At 69.9% G+C, this 18,599-nt stretch carries 16 protein-coding genes, 1 other RNA gene and 2 pseudogenes; 12 read left to right on the forward strand and 7 right to left on the reverse strand.

The window, feature by feature from the left end; all coding sequences use genetic code 11:
- The first annotated feature begins 60 nt into the window (after nt 1–60).
- Nucleotides 61–477: RNase P RNA component class A (gene rnpB, locus ACZ4NB_RS28860), an RNA gene on the forward strand.
- A gap of 387 nt (nt 478–864) precedes the next feature.
- Here rnpB and ACZ4NB_RS28865 read toward each other — a convergent pair.
- Nucleotides 865–1,152 carry a WXG100 family type VII secretion target gene (locus tag ACZ4NB_RS28865; RefSeq protein ID WP_467665970.1) on the reverse strand — a complete coding sequence of 96 codons (288 nt, stop codon included), beginning with the start codon at nt 1,150–1,152 and terminating at the stop codon, nt 865–867.
- Nucleotides 1,153–1,404: 252 nt separating this feature from the next.
- Between ACZ4NB_RS28865 and ACZ4NB_RS28870 the strand changes: the two genes are divergently transcribed.
- The 6 genes from ACZ4NB_RS28870 (at nt 1,405) to ACZ4NB_RS28895 (ending at nt 9,842) form a co-directional block, all read left to right on the forward strand.
- Nucleotides 1,405–6,114 carry an FtsK/SpoIIIE domain-containing protein gene (locus tag ACZ4NB_RS28870; protein ID WP_467665971.1) on the forward strand — a complete coding sequence of 1,570 codons (4,710 nt, stop codon included), beginning with the start codon at nt 1,405–1,407 and terminating at the stop codon, nt 6,112–6,114.
- A gap of 94 nt (nt 6,115–6,208) precedes the next feature.
- Nucleotides 6,209–6,478 carry a hypothetical protein gene (locus tag ACZ4NB_RS28875; protein WP_467665972.1) on the forward strand — a complete coding sequence of 90 codons (270 nt, stop codon included), beginning with the start codon at nt 6,209–6,211 and terminating at the stop codon, nt 6,476–6,478.
- 6 nt (nt 6,479–6,484) lie between these two features.
- Nucleotides 6,485–7,759: a hypothetical protein gene (locus ACZ4NB_RS28880; RefSeq protein WP_467665973.1), complete on the forward strand. Its 1,275-nt coding sequence runs from the start codon at nt 6,485–6,487 to the stop codon at nt 7,757–7,759.
- A gap of 33 nt (nt 7,760–7,792) precedes the next feature.
- The gene (locus ACZ4NB_RS28885; RefSeq protein ID WP_467665974.1) at nt 7,793–8,422 is read left to right on the forward strand and encodes a hypothetical protein; all 630 of its coding nucleotides are present in this window, start codon (nt 7,793–7,795) and stop codon (nt 8,420–8,422) included.
- On the forward strand, nt 8,419–9,036 hold the full coding sequence (locus ACZ4NB_RS28890) for a hypothetical protein (RefSeq protein ID WP_467665975.1): 618 nt from the start codon (nt 8,419–8,421) through the stop codon (nt 9,034–9,036). Before ACZ4NB_RS28885 ends, ACZ4NB_RS28890 begins: the two co-directional genes overlap by 4 nt.
- 134 nt (nt 9,037–9,170) lie before the next feature.
- Nucleotides 9,171–9,842 (forward strand): hypothetical protein, encoded by a 672-nt coding sequence (locus ACZ4NB_RS28895; protein ID WP_467666041.1) that lies wholly within the window; start codon nt 9,171–9,173, stop codon nt 9,840–9,842.
- A gap of 49 nt (nt 9,843–9,891) precedes the next feature.
- On the opposite strand, the pseudogene ACZ4NB_RS28900 reads toward ACZ4NB_RS28895, so the two are convergent.
- A pseudogene (locus ACZ4NB_RS28900) lies at nt 9,892–10,026 on the reverse strand (SAM-dependent methyltransferase); the annotation flags it as partial.
- A 171-nt stretch (nt 10,027–10,197) separates the two neighbouring features.
- Here ACZ4NB_RS28900 and ACZ4NB_RS28905 point away from each other — a divergent pair.
- From ACZ4NB_RS28905 to ACZ4NB_RS28920, 4 genes are all read left to right on the forward strand, one after another.
- Complete coding sequence (locus ACZ4NB_RS28905; RefSeq protein ID WP_467665976.1) at nt 10,198–10,794, forward strand: hypothetical protein; 597 nt, start codon at nt 10,198–10,200, stop codon at nt 10,792–10,794.
- Between the two features lie 261 nt (nt 10,795–11,055).
- Entirely contained in the window at nt 11,056–11,550 is a 495-nt protein-coding gene (locus ACZ4NB_RS28910; protein WP_467665977.1) for a hypothetical protein, read from the forward strand.
- Nucleotides 11,547–12,281, forward strand: a complete 735-nt coding sequence (locus tag ACZ4NB_RS28915) for a hypothetical protein (RefSeq protein ID WP_467665978.1) — start codon at nt 11,547–11,549, stop codon at nt 12,279–12,281. Before ACZ4NB_RS28910 ends, ACZ4NB_RS28915 begins: the two co-directional genes overlap by 4 nt.
- 181 nt (nt 12,282–12,462) lie before the next feature.
- On the forward strand, nt 12,463–13,296 hold the full coding sequence (locus ACZ4NB_RS28920; protein WP_467665979.1) for a transporter substrate-binding domain-containing protein: 834 nt from the start codon (nt 12,463–12,465) through the stop codon (nt 13,294–13,296).
- Here the strand turns inward: ACZ4NB_RS28920 and ACZ4NB_RS28925 are convergent.
- The 5 genes and pseudogenes from ACZ4NB_RS28925 to ACZ4NB_RS28945 all read right to left on the reverse strand — a co-directional run bounded on the left by ACZ4NB_RS28925 (nt 13,281) and on the right by ACZ4NB_RS28945 (nt 16,689).
- Nucleotides 13,281–13,850, reverse strand: a complete 570-nt coding sequence (locus ACZ4NB_RS28925; protein WP_467665980.1) for a dihydrofolate reductase family protein — start codon at nt 13,848–13,850, stop codon at nt 13,281–13,283. The genes ACZ4NB_RS28920 and ACZ4NB_RS28925 overlap by 16 nt on opposite strands.
- A 160-nt stretch (nt 13,851–14,010) precedes the next feature.
- The gene (locus tag ACZ4NB_RS28930; RefSeq protein ID WP_467665981.1) at nt 14,011–15,054 is read right to left on the reverse strand and encodes a trypsin-like serine peptidase; all 1,044 of its coding nucleotides are present in this window, start codon (nt 15,052–15,054) and stop codon (nt 14,011–14,013) included.
- A 249-nt stretch (nt 15,055–15,303) separates the two neighbouring features.
- Nucleotides 15,304–16,239 (reverse strand): SDR family oxidoreductase, encoded by a 936-nt coding sequence (locus ACZ4NB_RS28935; protein WP_467665982.1) that lies wholly within the window; start codon nt 16,237–16,239, stop codon nt 15,304–15,306.
- Between the two features lie 41 nt (nt 16,240–16,280).
- Nucleotides 16,281–16,505: pseudogene (locus ACZ4NB_RS28940) on the reverse strand (DUF4429 domain-containing protein); the annotation flags it as partial.
- Complete coding sequence (locus tag ACZ4NB_RS28945; RefSeq protein WP_467665983.1) at nt 16,399–16,689, reverse strand: DUF4429 domain-containing protein; 291 nt, start codon at nt 16,687–16,689, stop codon at nt 16,399–16,401. The gene ACZ4NB_RS28945 and the pseudogene ACZ4NB_RS28940, both read right to left, overlap by 107 nt.
- Before the next feature lie 154 nt (nt 16,690–16,843).
- On the opposite strand from ACZ4NB_RS28945, the gene ACZ4NB_RS28950 reads away from it, so the two are divergent.
- Nucleotides 16,844–18,520, forward strand: a complete 1,677-nt coding sequence (locus tag ACZ4NB_RS28950) for an alkaline phosphatase D family protein (protein ID WP_467665984.1) — start codon at nt 16,844–16,846, stop codon at nt 18,518–18,520.
- The last annotated feature ends 79 nt before the right edge of the window (nt 18,521–18,599 follow it).

The following is an 18,599-nucleotide window of genomic DNA, read 5'->3' on the forward strand; positions in this document are numbered from 1 at the left end:
GGCGGGCGAGGGGCGGCTCGCGGCCCCTCGACCTGTGGGTACCATGGTCGGCACGGCGGACGAGCCGGCCGGACGGCCGCGTGGGGCTCCTGGCATCTTCGGATGCACGGATCCTCCCGAGGAACGTCCGGGCTCCACAGGGCAGGGTGGTGGGTAACGCCCACCCGGGGTGACCCGCGGGACAGTGCCACAGAAAGTAAACCGCCCGGGCCGCAAGGCGCGGGTAAGGGTGAAACGGTGGTGTAAGAGACCACCAGCCTCCGAGGTGACTCGGAGGGCTAGGTAAACCCCACCCGGAGCAAGGTCAAGAGGGGGCGTCACTGACGCCCCTGCGCGGACGACCGAGGGCTGCCCGCCCGAGTCCGCGGGTAGACCGCACGAGGCTGCCGGCAACGGCAGCCCTAGATGGATGGCCGTCTCCCCCCGGCCCGCAAGGACCGGGGGCGACAGAACCCGGCGTACAGGCCGACTCGTCCGCCTTCCCCCTCCGGCCGTATGCGCCGTACCGCCATGCCTCTTTGCCGTGGCGCAATTCGACATGCCCGTGATCGGGCTCATGAGGGAAAGAAACACGAAATTCCGGCACCACATCGCCAGGACAAGGGTGACTGCCGTCGAAAGGACAGGAGCCCACCGATGGTGGGTGCCTGTGAATATTTTGTGGACGCGCCGTAAGGGGTGTAACGGAAGTAGAGAAAAAGTGGATGAGGTCCCGGTGCGGCGGCTCGGCCGCTCATTACGCCTGGCGCCACGCCGCAGAAAGCAGAAACGGGGTGCGGGCGGTGTCGGTCAATCCGGGCCGACACCGCCCTCACCCCCTTGGCGCTGTGCGCGCAGACGGGCCCAGCCGCCGCAGTCGCCGACCTACTTGCCGAGCTCCTGGTCGAGGTTCTCGAAGGAGTCCGCCGCCTTGTCCAGGTACTGGGCCAGGCCGTCGAGACCCTCGTTGGTCTTCGACATGCCCTGCTTGAACTCGTCGAAGTCGTGGCCGAACTTCTTCGAGGCCGACCGGGTGACGAAGCCGCTTTCGAGCAGGCCGTCGATGTAGGACTTCAGGTCGTGCAGCTTCTCCTCGATGCGCTCCTTCTCGCGGTTCATCTTCTTCGCGGCGGCCCGCATGTCCTCATATGTGACATCAAGGTCCTTGGCCATGACGCTCCCCTTCCCTCGTTCGGCAACCGCGAGGTTCCCCCTCCCGGCATATACGCGTGGCGCGCACCCGAGTTGGGCACACGCCGTTGGGCACCTTAGTCGCTAACCCGCACAGGCGCATAAGCGCAGACCCGGTGTCCGTTTTAACTCTCCTAAATCGGGACGTTGTTGGGACATATCGCGGGTGCGCGGCCGAGTCGCCGGGAGGATATTCTCGATCTCGTAGCGAGGCATTTCGAGGAGGAGTTAAGTGTGCGTTTGAAGCTGACTGTCGTTGACCCTTATACGAACGCCAGCAAAGACCTCGTCCTCGATGCCGACCCCGAGGCCCGAATCGACGCCGTGGCCCGGGAGTTGGCGGTCCGGGTGCGGGGCGGGATCGCGCCCGGGCAGCCAGGGCCGGTGCTCTACGTCGACAACCATCAAGTGGACCCCCACCGCACCGTCACCACCTCTCCGCTGCGCGACGGCGCGGTGGTGAGCCTGGACGACCCCTCCGGCTCGTTGCCTGGCGAGCAGTCCGGTGTCATCGAGATCCGGGTGGCCGGCGGGCCCGACGCGGGTGCCGTGTACCGGTTCGGCATCGGCCGGTACGACATAGGGTCCGGCCAGGGCTGCCAACTGATCGTCAACGACCCGGAGTTGCCCCAGCGCGCGCTGACGCTCTACGTGGTCGCCCCGGACGACCTCCGCCTGGGCGTGCACGCCGGTCTGCAGTCGGCTGGGCAGCGAGGCGGCCAGCCCGGTGCGGCGCCCGAGAGCAAGGGGCCCGAGTTCGAGGTGCGGGTCGATGGCAAGCCGCTCGAAGGGCAGCAGTTGCGCGTCGGCTCCCAGCTCGCCATCGGCAACACCCTGCTCGACGTGGCCCGTTACACGCCCCCGGACGCGGCCCTGAAGTGGTCCGACGACGGCTCCGGGCTCGACTACAACCGCCCGCCGCGGCTGCGCCCGCCGGAGCGCGTCACCAAGTTCCGTCTGCCGGCGCCCCCGAAGGAGTTCGAGGCCCGCCCGCTGCCCTGGCTGATGGCGCTGTCCCCGCTCGTCATGGCCGTCACCATGGCGTTCGCGATGGGGCGTACGACGTACCTGGCGATCGCGCTCTTCAGCCCGCTGATCATGCTCGGCAACTACTTCTGGGACAAGAAGCACGGCCGCAAGTCCCACGCCAAGCAGGTCCAGGAATACGAGGAGCACAAGGCGCGGATCGAGCGCGACGCGCAGGAGGCGCTGGTCCTGGAGCGCGGCGACCGCAACCTCGACCACCCGGACCCCGGCACCATCTGGGCCAACGCCACCGGCCCCCGTACTCGTCTGTGGGAACGCCGCCGCAGCGACGCCGACCACCTGCTGCTGCGGGTGGGCACCGGCCGGCTGCCCTCCGCCGTCGTCCTCGACGACCCCGAGCAGGACGATCACCGCCGCCAGGTCACCTGGGACATCGCCGACACCCCTGTCGCCCTGCACCTGGCCCGGCTCGGCGTGATCGGCTTCGCCGGCCCCGACGACACCGCGCGCAGCCTGGCGCGATGGACGGTGGCGCAGGCGGCCGCCCTGCACAGCCCGCTGGACGTGCAGTTCTACGTGCTCACCGAGGCGCATGCGCAAGGCAGTTGGGACTGGGTCCGCTGGCTGCCGCATGCCCGTCCGAGGGCGCAGGACGCCAACGTCCTCATCGGGAACGACGCCGAGACCGTCGGCGCCCGTATCGGTGAACTCACCCAGATCCTTGAGGCCCGGCAGAAGGCGGCCCAGGAGAACCGCGGTCAGGCGGGCTTCGCCGACCCCGACATCGTCGTCGTCTGGGACGGCACCCGCCGACTGCGCTCGATGCCCGGCGTCGTACGGCTGCTCCAGGAAGGCCCGGCCGTCTCGATGTACGCGATCTGCCTGGACGGGGAGGAGCGCTTCCTGCCGGGCGAGTGCAAGGGCATCGTGATCGCGGAGCCGCGCAATTCCCGGCACGCCGCGCACGAGAAGCAGGCCGGTGGCGGCGCGACCGACGCCATGGAGGTGCTGCGGCGGGCCGCCGAGGAGGAGCAGCGGAAGAAGGCGGCGGCCGAGAAGGGTAAGCGCGGCAAGGGGAAGCGGAGGAAGTCGGCTGCGTCCGACAATCCGGAGCTGACCAACACCGCCGCCGTGATGCTCGCCTTCAACAACCAGAGCGGCGCCCCCGCGCACGCGACGCCGACCGCCGGGGAGCAGTTCGACCCCTCCGTGCTGCGGCTGCGCGTGCAGCAGGAGGGCACGGCCAAGGTCCTGGGCGTACGGCCCGACTTCGTCTCGCCGGACTGGTGCGCCCGGGTGGCCCGGGCCCTCGCCCCGCTGCGCGACATCAGCGGCGAGGCGACGGACAGCGCGCTGCCGGACGCCAGCCGGCTCCTTGACATCATCGGGATGGAGCCGCCGACGGCCGGCGCGGTGGTCGGCCGCTGGCAGACCGGCGGGCAGTCCACGCTGGCGACGGTCGGCGAGTCGTACGACGGTCCCTTCGGCATCGACATCCGCAAGGACGGGCCGCACGGCCTCATCGCCGGTACGACGGGTTCCGGCAAGTCCGAGCTGCTGCAGACGATCGTCGCCGCGCTCGCGGTGGCGAACACGCCGGAGAACATGACCTTCGTGCTCGTCGACTACAAGGGCGGCAGCGCTTTCAAGGACTGCGTCCACCTGCCGCACACCGTCGGCATGGTCACCGACCTCGACGCCCACCTCGTCGAGCGCGCCCTTGAGTCGCTCGGCGCCGAGCTGCACCGCCGCGAGCACATCCTGGCCCAGGTCGGTGCGAAGGACATCGAGGACTACCAGGACCTGGTGCGCCGTCATCCGGGTGTGGCGCCGCTGCCCCGACTGCTCCTCGTCATCGACGAGTTCGCGTCCATGGTCCGCGACATGCCGGACTTCGTCACCGGCCTGGTCAACATCGCACAGCGAGGCCGTTCCCTCGGCATCCACCTGATGCTGGCCACCCAGCGGCCGTCCGGCGTGGTCTCGCCGGAGATCCGGGCCAACACCAACCTCCGGATCGCCCTGCGGGTCACCGACGGTGGCGAGTCGACGGACGTCATCGACTCGCCCGAGGCCGGCAACATCTCCAAGAACAACCCGGGCCGCGCCTACGTGCGCACCGGCGCGGCCTCCCTCATCCCCTTCCAGTCCGGCCGCGTCGGCGGCCGCCGCCCCGGCACCGTGGACCCGATGGCCCTCGCCCCGTGGACCGGGGAGCTGGACTGGGCCGACCTGGGCCGCCAGGCGCTGGCGAAGCCCGCGGCCGCCAAGAGCGAGGAAGAGGAGATCACCGACCTGAAGGTCCTGGTCGACGCCATCCGGGAGGCCAACGCCCACCTGCAGATCCCGCAGCAGCACAGCCCGTGGCTGCCGGCTCTCGCGGAGACCGTGCTGCCCGAAGACCTGCCGTCCGTGCCGGGCCAGGGCGAGCTGCCCCCGGCGCCCTACGGCATCGAGGACCTGCCGGCGAGCCAGTCCCGCCGCGCGGCCGCGATCGACTTCGCCACCTTCGGCCACCTGCTCGTCGCGGGTGCGCCGCGCAGCGGCCGCTCCCAGGTGCTGCGGACGATCGCGGGCTCCCTGGCCCGCACCCTCTCCTGCGCCGACGTCCACCTGTACGGCATCGACTGCGGCAACGGCGCACTGAACGCGCTGACCAAGCTGCCGCACTGCGGCGCGGTGGTGGGCCGCAACCAGAGCGAGCGGGCCACCCGCCTGGTCCGCCGCCTTTCGGCGGAGGCGAGCAGGCGGCAGGAGCTGCTCGCGCAGTACGGCTTCGCGGACATCGGCGAGCAGCGCGCCGGGGTGCCGCGGGACCAGCAGCTGCCGCACATCGTGCTGCTGCTCGACCGCTGGGAGGGCTGGGTCTCCTCGCTGGGCGAGCTGGAACACGGCGAGCTGACCGATGAGTTGCTGACCCTGATGCGCGAGGGCGCGAGCGTCGGCATCCACCTGGTGATCACGGGCGACCGGCAGCTCCTCACCGGCCGGATCTCCTCGTTGACGGAGGACAAGCTCGCCCTGCGCCTTTCGGACCGTACCGACTTCTCGATGCTCGGCCTCAACAGCCGCAAGGTGCCCGAGGAGATCGCGCCCGGTCGCGCGTTCCGTAACGAGACGGGGACGGAGATCCAGTTCGCGCTGCTGAGCGAGGACGCCACCGGGCAGGGCCAGAACGCGGCGATCGTGGCCATCGGAGAGGGGGCGGCCCACCGGGACGCGGAAGTGCCGCGGGCCCGGCGGCCGTTCCGGGTGGACTCGCTGCCCAGCCGCATCACCTTCAACCAGGCGTGGCAGTACGCCGACCCGGCGACGTCCGCCTCGCGGCTGTGGGGCCTGGTGGGCGTCGGCGGTGATGACCTGACGGCCTTCGGTCCGGACCTGGCGCAGGGCTTGCCGGGCTTCGTGATCGCGGGCCCGGCGAAGTCGGGCCGCTCGACCGTGCTGATGAACCTGGCGGCCACGTATGTGGGCCGCCGCGGTGCCCGCCTGGTCATCGCTGCCCCGCGCACCTCTCCGTTGCGCCAACTCAAGGGCCAAAAGGGTGTGTTGGCGGTCTTCACGGGCAGCGACATCGAGGAGGACGAGCTGAAGGAGGCCGTGGCCACGGCGTCTTTGGAACGTCCGATCGTGGTCCTGATCGACGACGGCGAGCTCCTGGAGGACTGCGACGCGGAGGACGAGTTCAAGAGGCTGATCGCGACCGGCGCCGAACGCGGCATCGGCATCGTCATCGCCGGCGACGAGGACGACGTCTGCTCGGGCTTCAGCGGCTGGCAGGTCGACCTGAAGAAGTCCAAGCGGGGCCTGCTGCTGTCCCCGCAGGACACGTCGAGCGGCGAGCTGATCGGCGTACGCCTGAGCCGGAGCGCGGTGGGCGGTCCGGTGACCCCGGGCAAGGGCTTGCTGCACCTGGGGAGCGGGGAGGCGTTCACGGTGGCCGTGCCGGCGGGCTGAGGACGCTCGATCGAGCTTTGCGCCTGTCGGCCCGCAGATGCACGGGCCGACAGGCGGTCTCATACAGGATCAACCAAGGGGGAGGTCGGGCGCATTGAGCGACCTGCGAGTTTCTTACGACGAGCTGTTGGAGATCAAGAAGAACTTCGCCAGGCTCCATCGCGAGTTCAGTTCGTGCGGGGCCAACCAGGAGGCCATGGCGGACGCCTACGGAAATGGCAACATCATCGGGGCCATGCAGGAGTTCGTCGACAACTGGGATGACCACCGAAAAGAGCTTGTGCAGCAGATGGCGGACGCCGAAAAGCGGGTCAAGGAAGTCATCAAGAAGTTCAAAGAAGCCGACGGCGAGAAGGGGGAGTAAGGAATCATGGGTAAGCGTCCGGTCGATTGGTCTCCCCTCTCCGAGAGTGACCCGACTCCCGGAGACCCCTACGAGATCCGGGAAGAAGCTCGGCGGCTCGACAACATCGCAGAGACCATCAGGGAGCAGTCGCGGGCCCTCCGTGAGATCGGTAAGTCCGAGAACCTCAAGGGCAAGTACAAGCAGAAGCTCACCGAGGGCTCGGAGGATCTCGCGGGAAAGCTCAGCAAGGTCGAGGGCCGGTACGAGAAGGTCGCGGGCCTGCTCCGGGAATGGGCGAAGGAGCTGGAATACGCCCAGGGAGAGACCCTGAAGGCGCGCAGTCAGGCGCAGCAGGACGAGAAGGACGAGGACGCTGTGGAGACGGCCAAGTCCCGTATGGACGAGGCCGTGGGTCACTATCTGAGGTTTGGCGCGAAAATCGGCGGCCAGATCGAGGACGCGCTCGATGACGACATCGAGGACAGCCTCTGGGATGACGCGGTCGGCTGGGTGAAGGAGCATTCCGAGGGATTCAAGCTGTTCCTCGACATCCTCGGCTGGATCGGGACGGCACTCGCCATCGTGTCGATGTTCATCCCCGGACTGAACATCCTGGTCGGGATCGGCCTCGCGATCGGCCTCGCGGTGGTCGCCGGTCGAATGATGCTGGTGGCCGCTGGAAAGGCAACCTGGATGGACGTGGCGTTCGACTGCATTGGTCTGGTGACGTTCGCCGCCGGTGGGGTCGCGGTGAAGGGGCTGAAGGCAGCGGGTTCCAGCGTGCGCACCGCGGCCACCGCGAGTCGCACCGCGGGCCTCAAGGAGGGCCTTGCCGCCACCAAGGGCATGCGCAATCAGCTCGCCAGAGGACTGGCCAACGCCGGGGACGACGCCTCGAAGGCGGCCATCAGGTCGGAGATGAACACCCTGCGGAAGCTGATATCCCGCGACGCCGGAAAGGTCGCGGGTGACACCGCCGATATCGGTACGTTGGGCAAGATCCTGAACCAGGGTGACGACGAAGCCATCGGCATCCTCCAGGGAATCCGATCGAACGCCGCCGCGCACGGGGATGCCGTGTCATCAGCGGCCGTCCACGGTGGACAGCTGGCATACGGTGGAGCGGTCGGCATGCAGTGGACCGGTTTCGCCGCGGACGTCGGCGACAAGGCTCTCGGCGACAACGACACGTTGAACGCGGTTGGCGAGCAGACCGGCGGCTGGCAGAAGCCCAGTTGGGACTCCTACAACGATCTCAAGGGCGAAACCTGGAAGGTACCTGCCAGCTCGGCCTGGTAATCGGCCCCCTTCGAAACGCGAGGAATGAGCACCTTGGAAATCCCTCAGACGGCGGTCGGCGGCTACACGCTCCTGATGCCTCCGGGGTGGGACCGCATCCCACTGAGATCGAAGTCCGAGACCCAGGACGCGATCAAGGGAATTGTGGACCACGCCGTCACCTACCTGGACCCGGCGACCCCCAAGGAAAAGGTGACGCAAGCCCGGCTTGAGCTGCACAGCCGGCTCAACCGAGCCGTCGCCGACGCCAGGCGTCGGAACGGTGTCGACGTCTACCTTCCCGTGGAGCCGATCCACGGATTCGTCGCGCCCGCGTCGTTCCTGGTCTCCAAGGTCTTTCCGGGTTTCGCCGCGGAGACGTCGCCGAGCGAGATCATGAGCCATCTGACCAAGGACTTCGGGCCGTCGGAGGGCATCGAGCTGGACCACGTGCCCGGCGTTCGTTGTCAGCGTTCCGTCCCCGCCAACCCGAAGGAGGAGGATTCGGTACCCAGTCGGCAGGTCAACTACGTGGTGCCGGTGCCGGATTCCGGGGAGGTGAGCGAATGGCTCATCGTCTCGTTCACCACACTCACGCCCGAGGGCACCCCGCAGGACTTTCTGGAAATCCTCACCGAACTTTTCGACGCCGTCATGACCACCTTCCGCTGGAGCACAGCATGAGCATTCCGTACGCACTCGACTTCACCGAAGACCCGGAAGACTGGATTTCCGTCCCCATCCTTGAGGGGAGGGGCGCCGACCGGCAGCGGCGGAAGTGGTCGAAGAAGAGCGCCGAGTTGCGCTGGGCCCTTGAGGACGAGGGGCCTCGCGACAAGTCGCAGGTGAAGGAGCTGGCGCGCATGCTTGAGGGCTTCTCCGAGCAGTTGCCGCAGAGGATCCCTATGCACTACATGTTCGTGTACGCTCCGGATCTCCGCAGGCATCTCGTGCCGTTCTTCTTCTACGGCGCCGGGTCGGAAGGGCCGCTGGAGCAGGTCCTGGACGCACTGGTGCAGCGCAACGAGCCAGGGGCCGCGCAGGATCCCCAGATCGTGGATTTCACCACGGACAACCTCGGCAAGGGGCAGCGCTCCATCCGCCACTTCGTGCCGAAGGGCGGCGAAGCTCTGTGCATGTCGGTCAACTACGGGTGGCGCGTGGAGTCTTACGGCATCGATCTGTCCATGCGTACCGTCAGTGACGACCTCGGCTGGGTGTCCGCGAATATCGACGCGTTCGACGCGTTCGCCCGCAGCCTGAAGGTGGTGCACCCGAACGACGTCGCGGTCGACTGATGGCGAGGCGACGAGCCTCCAGGAGTGGGGCGATCCCGATTTCGGCTCGTGTGCTGACGGCTTCGGAGTGCCGAAGATTGCGCACGCGGCCTGTATCCGAACTATCAGCGGCACACCGGAAGTAAGGGCAGTAAATGGCACGCGAGGAAGGCGAGTTCGCCATCGGGGAGGGAGTTGCTTCCGAGAAGCAATCCCGGGAAGTCCGATCAGTGTTTCTGCGCTGGCTGTTGTTCTACCTTGCGTGCCTGGCCGGAATCATCGGGCTCACCTGGTCGGCACCTGCGATCCCGCTGGATCCGTGGATCCGGGGTGCGGTTCCTGTGGTGGGATGGCTCCTCTTGCCGCTCGCTTCGCTTATGGTGCCGATCTTCGGAATTCGGCGTGCCCCCCACATTCGGCGGAAGCTGGCGTGGCAGCTTGTGCTGCCACTTTTCGCCGGATCCGTACTGGCATTTGTGTCACAGGGGGCGGGCGAGGACGCGGCGTTGCAGGAGCGCGGCCGTTGGGCCAACGCCAAGATCGTGACGGTAGCGAATGACCATTCCAACAAGACCCGTCAGTGCACCTTGCAGAAGCTGGATGGGCAGGAGATAGAGCCGGATCTCAGGGAGAATCACGGTTGCGAGGACGGGGTTGAGCGGGGTGAGGTGTTGCGGATCCGATACGACCCCGCGGGGGTGGCCGGACCGGAAGACGAGTCTTGGGAGCCGGGCTCCCAAGGTGGCCTGATCGCCGTTCTGGCGATGCTGTTTGTGGCGTTTGGTATGTGGGGCTGCATGCGGATGTCCCGGGGCGAGCGCGAGTAGCCGCCGCATCGTGGCAGGTCCAGGGCACGGCGGCGAGCGTCTGCTCGGCCGCGGCGCGGTCGGCGGGGTAGTGGGTGGTGCCGCCGAGGAGTACGTCGTACACGCGCGCCGCGTGCGGTCTGTCGGGGTGGAGTTCGACCGGCGGCTCGGGGCGGGCCGTCATCCAGTCCTCCGGCATCGGCATGCCCCGTACTCCCTCCCCGCCCGATGTGCGGCGGTCCCAACGTGGCCGTCACCGTAGCGCGTTGACCGGCGGCCGCACGCGGACCTTGTGAGGGGTGTGGTGCGTGTCTGGTGGCGGGGTGCGTCGTTCTTTTCATAAAAGCCCATCTCCCCACCTCCCTAAGGAGTTTTGATGCGACGAGTCCTCACTGCAGCCGCTACCGCCGCAGCCGCCCTGACGCTGGGATCGACCGGTGCAGCCCAGGCCGTCGAGGCGCCGCAGGTCCCCGACCTGGGCGGTGCGAGTGCCGTTGACCCCGGTGAGGTCGGTGGTGCGGTGAGCGGGGCCGCGCAGGCGGTCGCGCCGCTGACCAGCGATGTCGCCGGATCGGCCGGAGGCGTCCTGGGGGAGACGGCGAAGACGGCCACGACCGGCGGAGCGCTTATGGGCGGGCTGCCGACCAAGGCGCTTCCGGGCAAGGCGCTTCCGGGTAAGGGGCTGCCGGCCAAGGGGCTGCCGCTGTCGACCGCCGGACCGTCCACGGACCAGCTGCCCACCGACGGAGTGTCGACCGACAAGCTGCCCACTGGCGGAGCTTCGACGGACAAGCTGCCCACCAAGGGCCTGCCGGTTTCCACGGACAAGCTGCCGACCAAGGGCCTGCCGGTGTCGACGGACAAGCTGCCGACCAAGGGGCTGCCGGTGTCCACGGACAAGCTGCCCACCAAGGACCTGCCGGTGTCCACGGACCAGGTTCAGGCTGTGGCCAAGGGCCTGCCCCTGGCGTGACGCGTCCTGCCGGGTCCTCCGGGCCCGCAGGCCGTCGGCCCCGCCCCGCCCCTCTTCGAGGGGGTGGGGCGGGGCCGTTTTGTCGCCGCGCCCCAGAAGGAGCATCAGGCGCCCCAATGCCACCCCGGCCTGAAGCACGGCTCAAAACCCCTCAGCGGTGTGGGTGTGATGCAGGCTCCACATGGGTAACACGCCTTCTTCGTAAGGGTGTTGGGGGTGGTGTGGTGCGCCCCCTGATGTCCATCAATGGGGGAGAGCTGGATGTCCGACCTGGCGACCGTGTCCACCGAAATCGCTCCCTATCTCACCCTGGCCGCGAACAGCCTGGGCACCTCCGTGATCACCGCCGCCCAGCAGCGGATCGCCGAACGCACGGTGACGGCCGGCGAGGGCTTCTTCCGCCGGCTGCTGCGGCGTGGTGACGGCACCGACGGCGACCTCGGCGGGGACGCTGGCGGCGGCACGACCCATCGGCTGGACGCCGACCGTGCGGACGCCCTCGACGAGCTGCTCGCGACGCTCACCGACCAGGAGCGCCGACTGCTGTCCGACGCGGTGACCTCCTGGCTGCGGGCCCCGGCTGCCCGGCGCGACGCCGCCCACCTCCTGGACCACGTCGGTCGGCTCGCCCCGTCCACCGGCGGGTACACCGTGCACAACACCCCGACCGCGACCGGCCGGGGCTCCATCGCGGCCGTCGAGATCCACGGCGACATCCACATGGGAGGCGGCGAGCGCACCCGGGACGGCTCATGACCGGCCGCCGACTCGGTGACAGCGGCGGCGTCCACAACAACCCGACGGCGCACGGCGACCACTCCATCGCGGCCAATGACATCCGGAACGTGATCGTCAAGTGGGTGATGCACCCCAGCGCACGCTGGCTGCCCCTGCTGCTGGCCTGCGCCGCCGTGGTGATCGCCGGAACCGACTGGCCGGACGGACCGGCCCGGCAGTACACCCTGTGGGGCACCCTCGCCGCGCTGTCGCTCGGTACCGCCGCCGCCCGCGTTCTCGGCCGAAGGCCCCGCGACGCCCGCGTGGTCGGCGTCCTCTCGCTGGTCTCCGTGCTGGCCACCGTCGGAGGCTGGCTGGCGTTCCGACACGTCTCGACGCACGGCGAGATCGATGTGACCGGGCAGGTGCGTACGGAGGGCGGGCAGCCGCTGGACGGCGCCGGGCATCGCGCGCTGGCCCTGCGGCTGGACGCGTCCGCGCTGGCGAAGCCCCGCAACGCCCTGCGGTTGACGCTGGCCATCGCCGACCACGAACCGGCCGGCCCGACCTGCCTTCCTGACACCAGCGCCACGCTTTCGCTGCTCACTTCGGGCGCCGCGGCGCAGTCGAAGGAGATCCGCCCCGGCGGCACCGCCGAATTCTCGCTGGGCGCGGGGGTCCGCAGCGTACGCATCGACGTCCGGCTGCACACGGCACGCGGCTGCCGCATGGACGTCCAGGCGACGGGCGCGGTGCTGTACGACGCGTAGACGGGGTGAAGGGGAGTACGGGAAGTACGCCGTCGACGGGGAGTACGGGGAGTACGGGGTCAACGGGGAGGACGGGGAGACGATGCGAGCAGGAGCAGGAGCAGGGACAGCGGCAAGGCGTGCGGCCGTGGTGTGGCGGCGTGGGCGTGGCAGGCGTGGGCGGCGGACGCTGCCGGGGGCGTTGCTGCTCGCGGGGGCCGCGCTGACCGCTACCGCCTGCGGGGCCTCCGGGCCGCCCTCGCTCTTCGAGTCCGGCAAGGTCTCGGTCGGGGCGAAGAACGACCAGCCGGGCACCGGCGTGGTCCACACCTACAAGTTCTCCGGCTTCGACATCACCGTCGCCCAGCAGATCCTCAAGGCCGTGGGCGCCGAACCGGACTTCGGGATCGTGCCGTCCGAGGACCGCGGCGCGGTGCTCACGGAGAAGAGGAAGGACCTGGTCGTCGCGACGTTCTCGATCACCGTCGAGCGGATGAAGAAGCTGGACTTCGCGGGCCCGTACGCCTCCACCTACCAGGGCATCATGGTCCGCAAGGACGACCACCGCATCCGCAAGCCCGACGACCTCTTCGGCAAGCGGGTCTGCACCTGGCCCGGGACCACCTCGGTGACCACGCTGGAGGGCCCCCAGTACAGCCGGATCGCGGTCTACGAGCGGCCGGACGCCTCCAGTTGCATCGAGGACCTCAAGGTGAAGAAGGTGGCCGACGCGGTCTCCACCGACCAGATGATCCTCTACGGCTTCACACAGGAGAACCCGGATCTCAGGGTCGTCCCCGACCTCACCTACGGGTCGGCCAACCACTACGGCATCGCCATGGACAAGGGCCACCGTAAGGACTGCCTGCGGTTGCGCGACGCGCTGCGGGACTACGTCGGCAGCAACAGCTGGAGCCATGACTTCTCGACCTCGCTGTGGTCGATACCGAAGGCCGACGCCACCTGGGAGACCGACTACAAGCCGCGCGTCGAGACCATCGACGCCCTCTCCTGCCGGGATCAGCCCCGGACCTGACGCCCGTAGCGCAGCAGCACCACGCCGTTGCCGAAGGTCCGGGTCTCTTCGAGCCGGAGGGCGGTCCTGGTGTCCGCGTCCGGGAACGGGGTTCTGCCGCGTCCGATGAGGACCGGATGGACGTAGACGCGGTACTCGTCGACGAGGTCGTGCCGCAGGAAGGACGTGGCGAGGTCGGCGCCGCCGAGCACCAGATCACCGCCCGGCCGGGCCTTGAGCGCCGCGATCTCCTCGACGACGACCTCCCGCGCCACGGTGGTGTTCCAGTCGGCCCGCTCCAGGGTCCGGGAGTACACGATCTTGGGCATCTCGCGCCAGATGGCGGCGAACTCGGCCACCGGGCCGCTGTTCGCGGGGTCCGCGTCGGCGGTGGGCCAGTAGTCGGCCATCAGTTCATAGGTGAGGCGGCCGCTGAGGAAGGCGCCCATCTCCCCGAGCTGCTCGTTGAGATGGCGGTGCAGCTCGTCGTCGACCAGGTGCCAGTCGATCTCCCGGTTCGGTCCCTCGAAGTAGCCGTCGAGGGACACCGACATCATGAAGATGATCTTTCTCATGGTCCGGACGATACGCCCGGCGGCTCACGTCCTGGGGGACGAGCCGGGGGAACACCCGGGAGGCCGTACGGCGTTCGGACGGTGTCCGGACGGGTCGCCGTACGGCCCCGGGCGCGGGTCGGGCCGTCTGGCCCGGATGGTCTGGGTCAGGCCGTCCGGCTCAGCTCGTCTGGGCCTTCTCGTAGAGGTTCTTGGCGTCGTCGCCGAAGTACGGGCCGAACATCGTGTTGGGCAGGAACTGGTAGCCGAAACTGTTCACCGAGGACTGCAGGCCGGTGCCGGTCTTCTCGTCGAACGAGGTGAACCAGGGGCCGCCGCTGGAGCCGCCGGTCATGTTGCAGGACAGCCCGTGGTCGTTGGAGAACAGCGGGTCCTTGATGGTGTTGCCGCTGCAGTAGATCAGCTTGCTGCCGTCGTACGGGGCGGCCGCCGGGTAGCCGAAGGCGTACATCGCCTTGTTGTAGCCGGAGTTGAAGGACAGGCCCTGGCCGCCGACGACATCGGTGAGCTTCTTGCCGTCGAGCGGGGCGACGACCGCCGCGCCGACGTCGTAGTTGATGTCCTCGCTGGCCGTCCACTGCGGGGTGGAGAGCGTCTTGGCGGCCGGCCACTTGCCGTACGGTGCCTGGCCGTCGTGGTAGCCGGGGACGAAGACCCAGTTGGTGTGCCAGTTGCCCTGGAGCTTCACACAGTGCCCGGCGGTGATCACCGTGCTCTTGTTGCCGCTGGTGACCGCGTCGCCGGAGCAGGAGGCGTTGCGGCCCTGGTAGGTGAAGAACACCCGGCCGGTGGTCTTGGTGACCGCGCCGCCGCCGGTCCAGGGCCCGCCGGCCTGGGGCAGGACCCCGGGCAGCAGAGAGGCGAGCGAGGGGACCTCGGGGAGCCGGGGGAGGGTGGGCGGCACCTTCAGGGGCGCGCTGCGCGGGACCGCGGCGGTGCGGGCGCCCTTCGCGGGTGCGGCCGGGTCCAGGGGGGCGGCGGAGCGCATCCGGCTCGCTGTCCAGAAGACGTCGGCGGCGGTCTGCGGGGCGGGGGAGCGGTGGGAGCCGGACGGGGTGGCGGCGCCGGCCGAGCCGGCGGGGAGCAGCAGGGCGAGCAGCGTACCGGCGGCCGTCAGGGCGCCGAGGGCGGCCCGGGACCTGCGCGCGGGGTGCGCCGCGGGTATGCCGTGAACTGCCGGTATGCCACGAACGGTTCGTCTCACGCGTAACTCCTTCTGCGGGGCCGCGCGAGGCGGGGCGCGCGCGGCCGCGGGGGATGGGGCCGCGCGGGGGCGGCCCGGCAGACGAGTGGTGCGGATCCGAGGTAAGCGTGCCACCGGAAGCGGCGGGAGGGCAGGGGGCGTACGGGGATCGATACCGGCGGGCGGGTAGCCGGAGGGCGGCCGCGCGGCGCCGGTCACGGCAGCGGCGGCTCCGACCGGCACCCGCGACGGCCCCGTGGGGCGGGCACCTCAACCCCGCCCGATGTACGGCATGTTCGTCGCCAGCACCGTCGCGAACTGCACATTGGCCTCCAGCGGCAGCGCCGCCATGTGCACGACCGTACGGGCGACGTCCGCCGCGTCCATCACCGGCTCGATGGCCGTCTGGCCGTTCGCCTGCAGGATTCCGGTCTGCATTCGGCCGGTCATCTCGGTCGCCGCGTTGCCGATGTCGATCTGCCCGCAGGCGATCCGGTACGGACGCCCGTCCAGGGAGAGCGATTTGGTCAGGCCGGTCATCGCATGCTTGGTGGCGGTGTACGCGATGGAGTGCGGCCGCGGCGCATGGGCGGAGATCGAGCCGTTGTTGATGATCCGTCCGCCCTGCGGGTCCTGGGCCTTCATGGCGCGGAAGGCGGCCTGGGCGCAGAGGAAGGAGCCGGTGAGGTTCACCTCGACCACCGAGCGCCAGTCGTCGTAGGACAGCTCCTCCAGCGGTACCGCCCGGCCGAAGGTGCCGGCGTTGTTGAAGAGCAGGTCGAGGTGGTCGAAGCGGTCCTGTACGGCCGCGAAGAGCGCATCTACCTGGTCGGGGCGGGTGACGTCGGTCGGCACCGTCATGACCGTGGGGCTGTTGATGTCGGTGAGGCCCACCAGGCGGGCGGTCTCCGCCAGCGCCTCGGCGCGCCGCCCGGCCAGTACCACCGACCAGTCCTCGGCGATCAGCGCATGGGCGACCGCCCGGCCGATGCCGGAACCGGCGCCGGTCACCACCGCCACCTTCCGGGGCGCCGCCCCGCCCCGCCGTGCCTCCTGCGGCACCGGTGCCGTCTGCGGGCTCTGCCCGGCCGGTGAGGAGGGTGCCGGCAGTGTGGGCCAGGGCGCGGTGGCCGTCCCGCCCACCTGCCCGGCCCGTGCCGTCGGCGTTGCCTGTGCTGCCCGTGCCCGCTCTGTGTTCTGTGCCATGGCGGCAGCGTAAACGCCGTACGGGGAGCGGACCGGGCGACTCAGCCGCCGGCGTGGAAGCGCTGGAGGACGGCCGCCTTCGCGGCGGTGAACTCCGCCTCGGCCAGGATGCCGTCGCGGTGCAGTTCGCCCAGTTCCCGCAGCCGGCGCAGCAGCGCGTCATGGTCCTCGGCGGGGGCTGCGCCGGCCGCCGCCGGGGCAGGCGGGGCGAGTGCCGGGGCCGCGGCGGCCGCCGGCGCGCCGTCGCCCGATGGGTGCGGCAGCCGGAGCGGCCGCCGCCGCCAGCAGTGCCGTCGTGCCGCTCTCCTTCTTGACCAGCGGCACCGTGAACTCGCCGAGGTCCTGACGCAGTTTGTGCACCCCGCGCTCGCGTCCCGGCACGATGCGCACGCTCTCGCCGTCGAAGCTCCAGGTGCCGTCCCGCACCATCAGTTCAGCCACGCGGCGCATCCCACGGAGGCGCCGGATGCCGTGATTGTCCGGCGTCGTCCGGTCCGGGCCCAACCATCATCCAGCTGTCATGCATGCGTCGTACACGGGACAGCGCCGCGCCGTCCCGGGCCACTCCAATCATGGGCGACAACCGCCGTCAGGGGAGGGCCAGATGACGCACTCAGCAGCGTACGAGCAGCAGATCCGGGCCGCCGGAGCGCTTCTCGCGTCCGCAGGGCGACCCGCAGGGACAGGCGCCGCGGCACACGTGGGCCGGCGCCGCTTCCTCACCGGCACCGGGGCCGCCGCCGCTCTCGCCTTCGCGACCAACCTCCCGGGCGCGGGCGCGGCGTACGCCGCCGAGGCCGACGCCCGGCAGATCACCGAGAACCCCTTCACCCTCGGCGTCGCCTCCGGAGACCCGCAGCCCGGCTCGGTCGTGCTGTGGACCCGCCTCGCACCGCGCCCGTATGAGCCGAGCAACGGCTTGCCGAACGCCAGAGTCACCGTCCGCTGGGAAGTCGCCTACGACGAGCGCTTCACGCGGCTGGCCGGCCGCGGCCGGGCCGACGCGCACCCGGAGTTCAACCACTCCGTGCACATCGAGCCCACCGGCCTCGCGCCCGACCGCGTCTACTACTACCGCTTCCGCGTCGGCAGCTGGATCAGCCCCGTCGGCCGGACCCGCACCGCGCCCGCCCGCAGCGCCCGGATCTCCGAGCTGAAGCTCGCCGCGGTCTCCTGCCAGGCCTACCACGACGGCTACTTCACGGCCTACCGGCACCTGGCGCAGGAGGACCTCGACGTGGTCTTCCACCTCGGCGACTACCTCTACGAGTACCCGGTCGGCGCGGCCGGCGGCGCCCGCAACTACACCGACCGCAAGCTGCCCGCGCTCTTCAACCGCGAGACGGTCACGCTGGAGGACTACCGGCTGCGCTACGCCCTCTACCGGTCCGACCCGGACCTGCAGGCCGCCCACGCCGCGCACCCCTTCATCGTCACCTGGGACGACCACGAGGTGGAGAACAACTACGCCTCCGACATCAGCGAGGACAACCTCCCGCCCGCCGAGTTCCTGGTCCGCCGGGCCGCCGCCTACCGGGCGTACTGGGAGAACCAGCCGCTGCGCCGCCCGCAGCGGCCCGACGGCCCCGACGCCCGGCTCTACCGGCGCCTGCAGTTCGGCCGGCTCGCCCAGTTCGACATCCTCGACACCCGCCAGTACCGCTCCGACCAGGCATACGGGGACGGCTGGCACGCACCGGGCCCCGAGTCCGAGGACCCCAGGCGCACCCTCACCGGCGCCGCCCAGGAGCGCTGGCTGATCGACGGCTGGCGGCAGTCCACCGCCCGCTGGAACGTCGTGCCCCAGCAGGTCACCTTCTCCGAGCGGCGCAACGCCACCGGTCCGGGCTACCAGGTCAGCATGGACGCCTGGGACGGCTACGCGGCGTCCCGCGCCCGGGTGCTGGCGGGCGCGGAGTCGGCCGGTGTGGACAACCTCGTCGTGCTCACCGGCGATGTGCACGTCCACTACGCCTTCGACATCAAGAAGGACTTCAAGGACCCCGACTCGCGCACCGCGGGGGTGGAGTTCGTCACCACCTCGATCGCCAGCGGCAAGGACGGCGCGGACAAGCCCGCCAACTGGGCCACCTACATGGCCGCCAACCCGCATATGAAGTTCTACAACGGCCGGCGGGGCTATGTGACCGTCACCCTGGACCAGGACGCCGCCCGCGCCGACTACCGGACGGTGTCCGCCGTCACCACCCCCGGCGCGCCGGTGACCACCGCCGCGTCCTTCGTCTCCGAGGCGGGCGATCCGGGCCTGAAGAGCGCCTGACGGGCCTTTGGGCGGACGCGCCGGGACGTTGGTCCTAGGTCGATGTGACCGGCCCGGAACCGGCCGGTATCGGCCGCGT

Source organism: Streptomyces sp. NPDC026575 (assembly GCF_055567415.1).

Coding starts and splice junctions, on each gene's coding strand:
- ACZ4NB_RS28865 (WP_467665970.1), bottom strand. CDS start 1,152: ATGGCCAAGGACCTTGATGTCACATATGAGGACATGCGGGCCGCCGCG.
- ACZ4NB_RS28880 (WP_467665973.1), top strand. CDS start 6,485: ATGGGTAAGCGTCCGGTCGATTGGTCTCCCCTCTCCGAGAGTGACCCG.
- ACZ4NB_RS28890 (WP_467665975.1), top strand. CDS start 8,419: ATGAGCATTCCGTACGCACTCGACTTCACCGAAGACCCGGAAGACTGG.
- ACZ4NB_RS28895 (WP_467666041.1), top strand. CDS start 9,171: ATGGCACGCGAGGAAGGCGAGTTCGCCATCGGGGAGGGAGTTGCTTCC.
- ACZ4NB_RS28905 (WP_467665976.1), top strand. CDS start 10,198: ATGCGACGAGTCCTCACTGCAGCCGCTACCGCCGCAGCCGCCCTGACG.
- ACZ4NB_RS28910 (WP_467665977.1), top strand. CDS start 11,056: ATGTCCGACCTGGCGACCGTGTCCACCGAAATCGCTCCCTATCTCACC.
- ACZ4NB_RS28915 (WP_467665978.1), top strand. CDS start 11,547: ATGACCGGCCGCCGACTCGGTGACAGCGGCGGCGTCCACAACAACCCG.
- ACZ4NB_RS28925 (WP_467665980.1), bottom strand. CDS start 13,850: ATGAGAAAGATCATCTTCATGATGTCGGTGTCCCTCGACGGCTACTTC.
- ACZ4NB_RS28935 (WP_467665982.1), bottom strand. CDS start 16,239: ATGGCACAGAACACAGAGCGGGCACGGGCAGCACAGGCAACGCCGACG.
- ACZ4NB_RS28945 (WP_467665983.1), bottom strand. CDS start 16,689: ATGCGCCGCGTGGCTGAACTGATGGTGCGGGACGGCACCTGGAGCTTC.
- ACZ4NB_RS28950 (WP_467665984.1), top strand. CDS start 16,844: ATGACGCACTCAGCAGCGTACGAGCAGCAGATCCGGGCCGCCGGAGCG.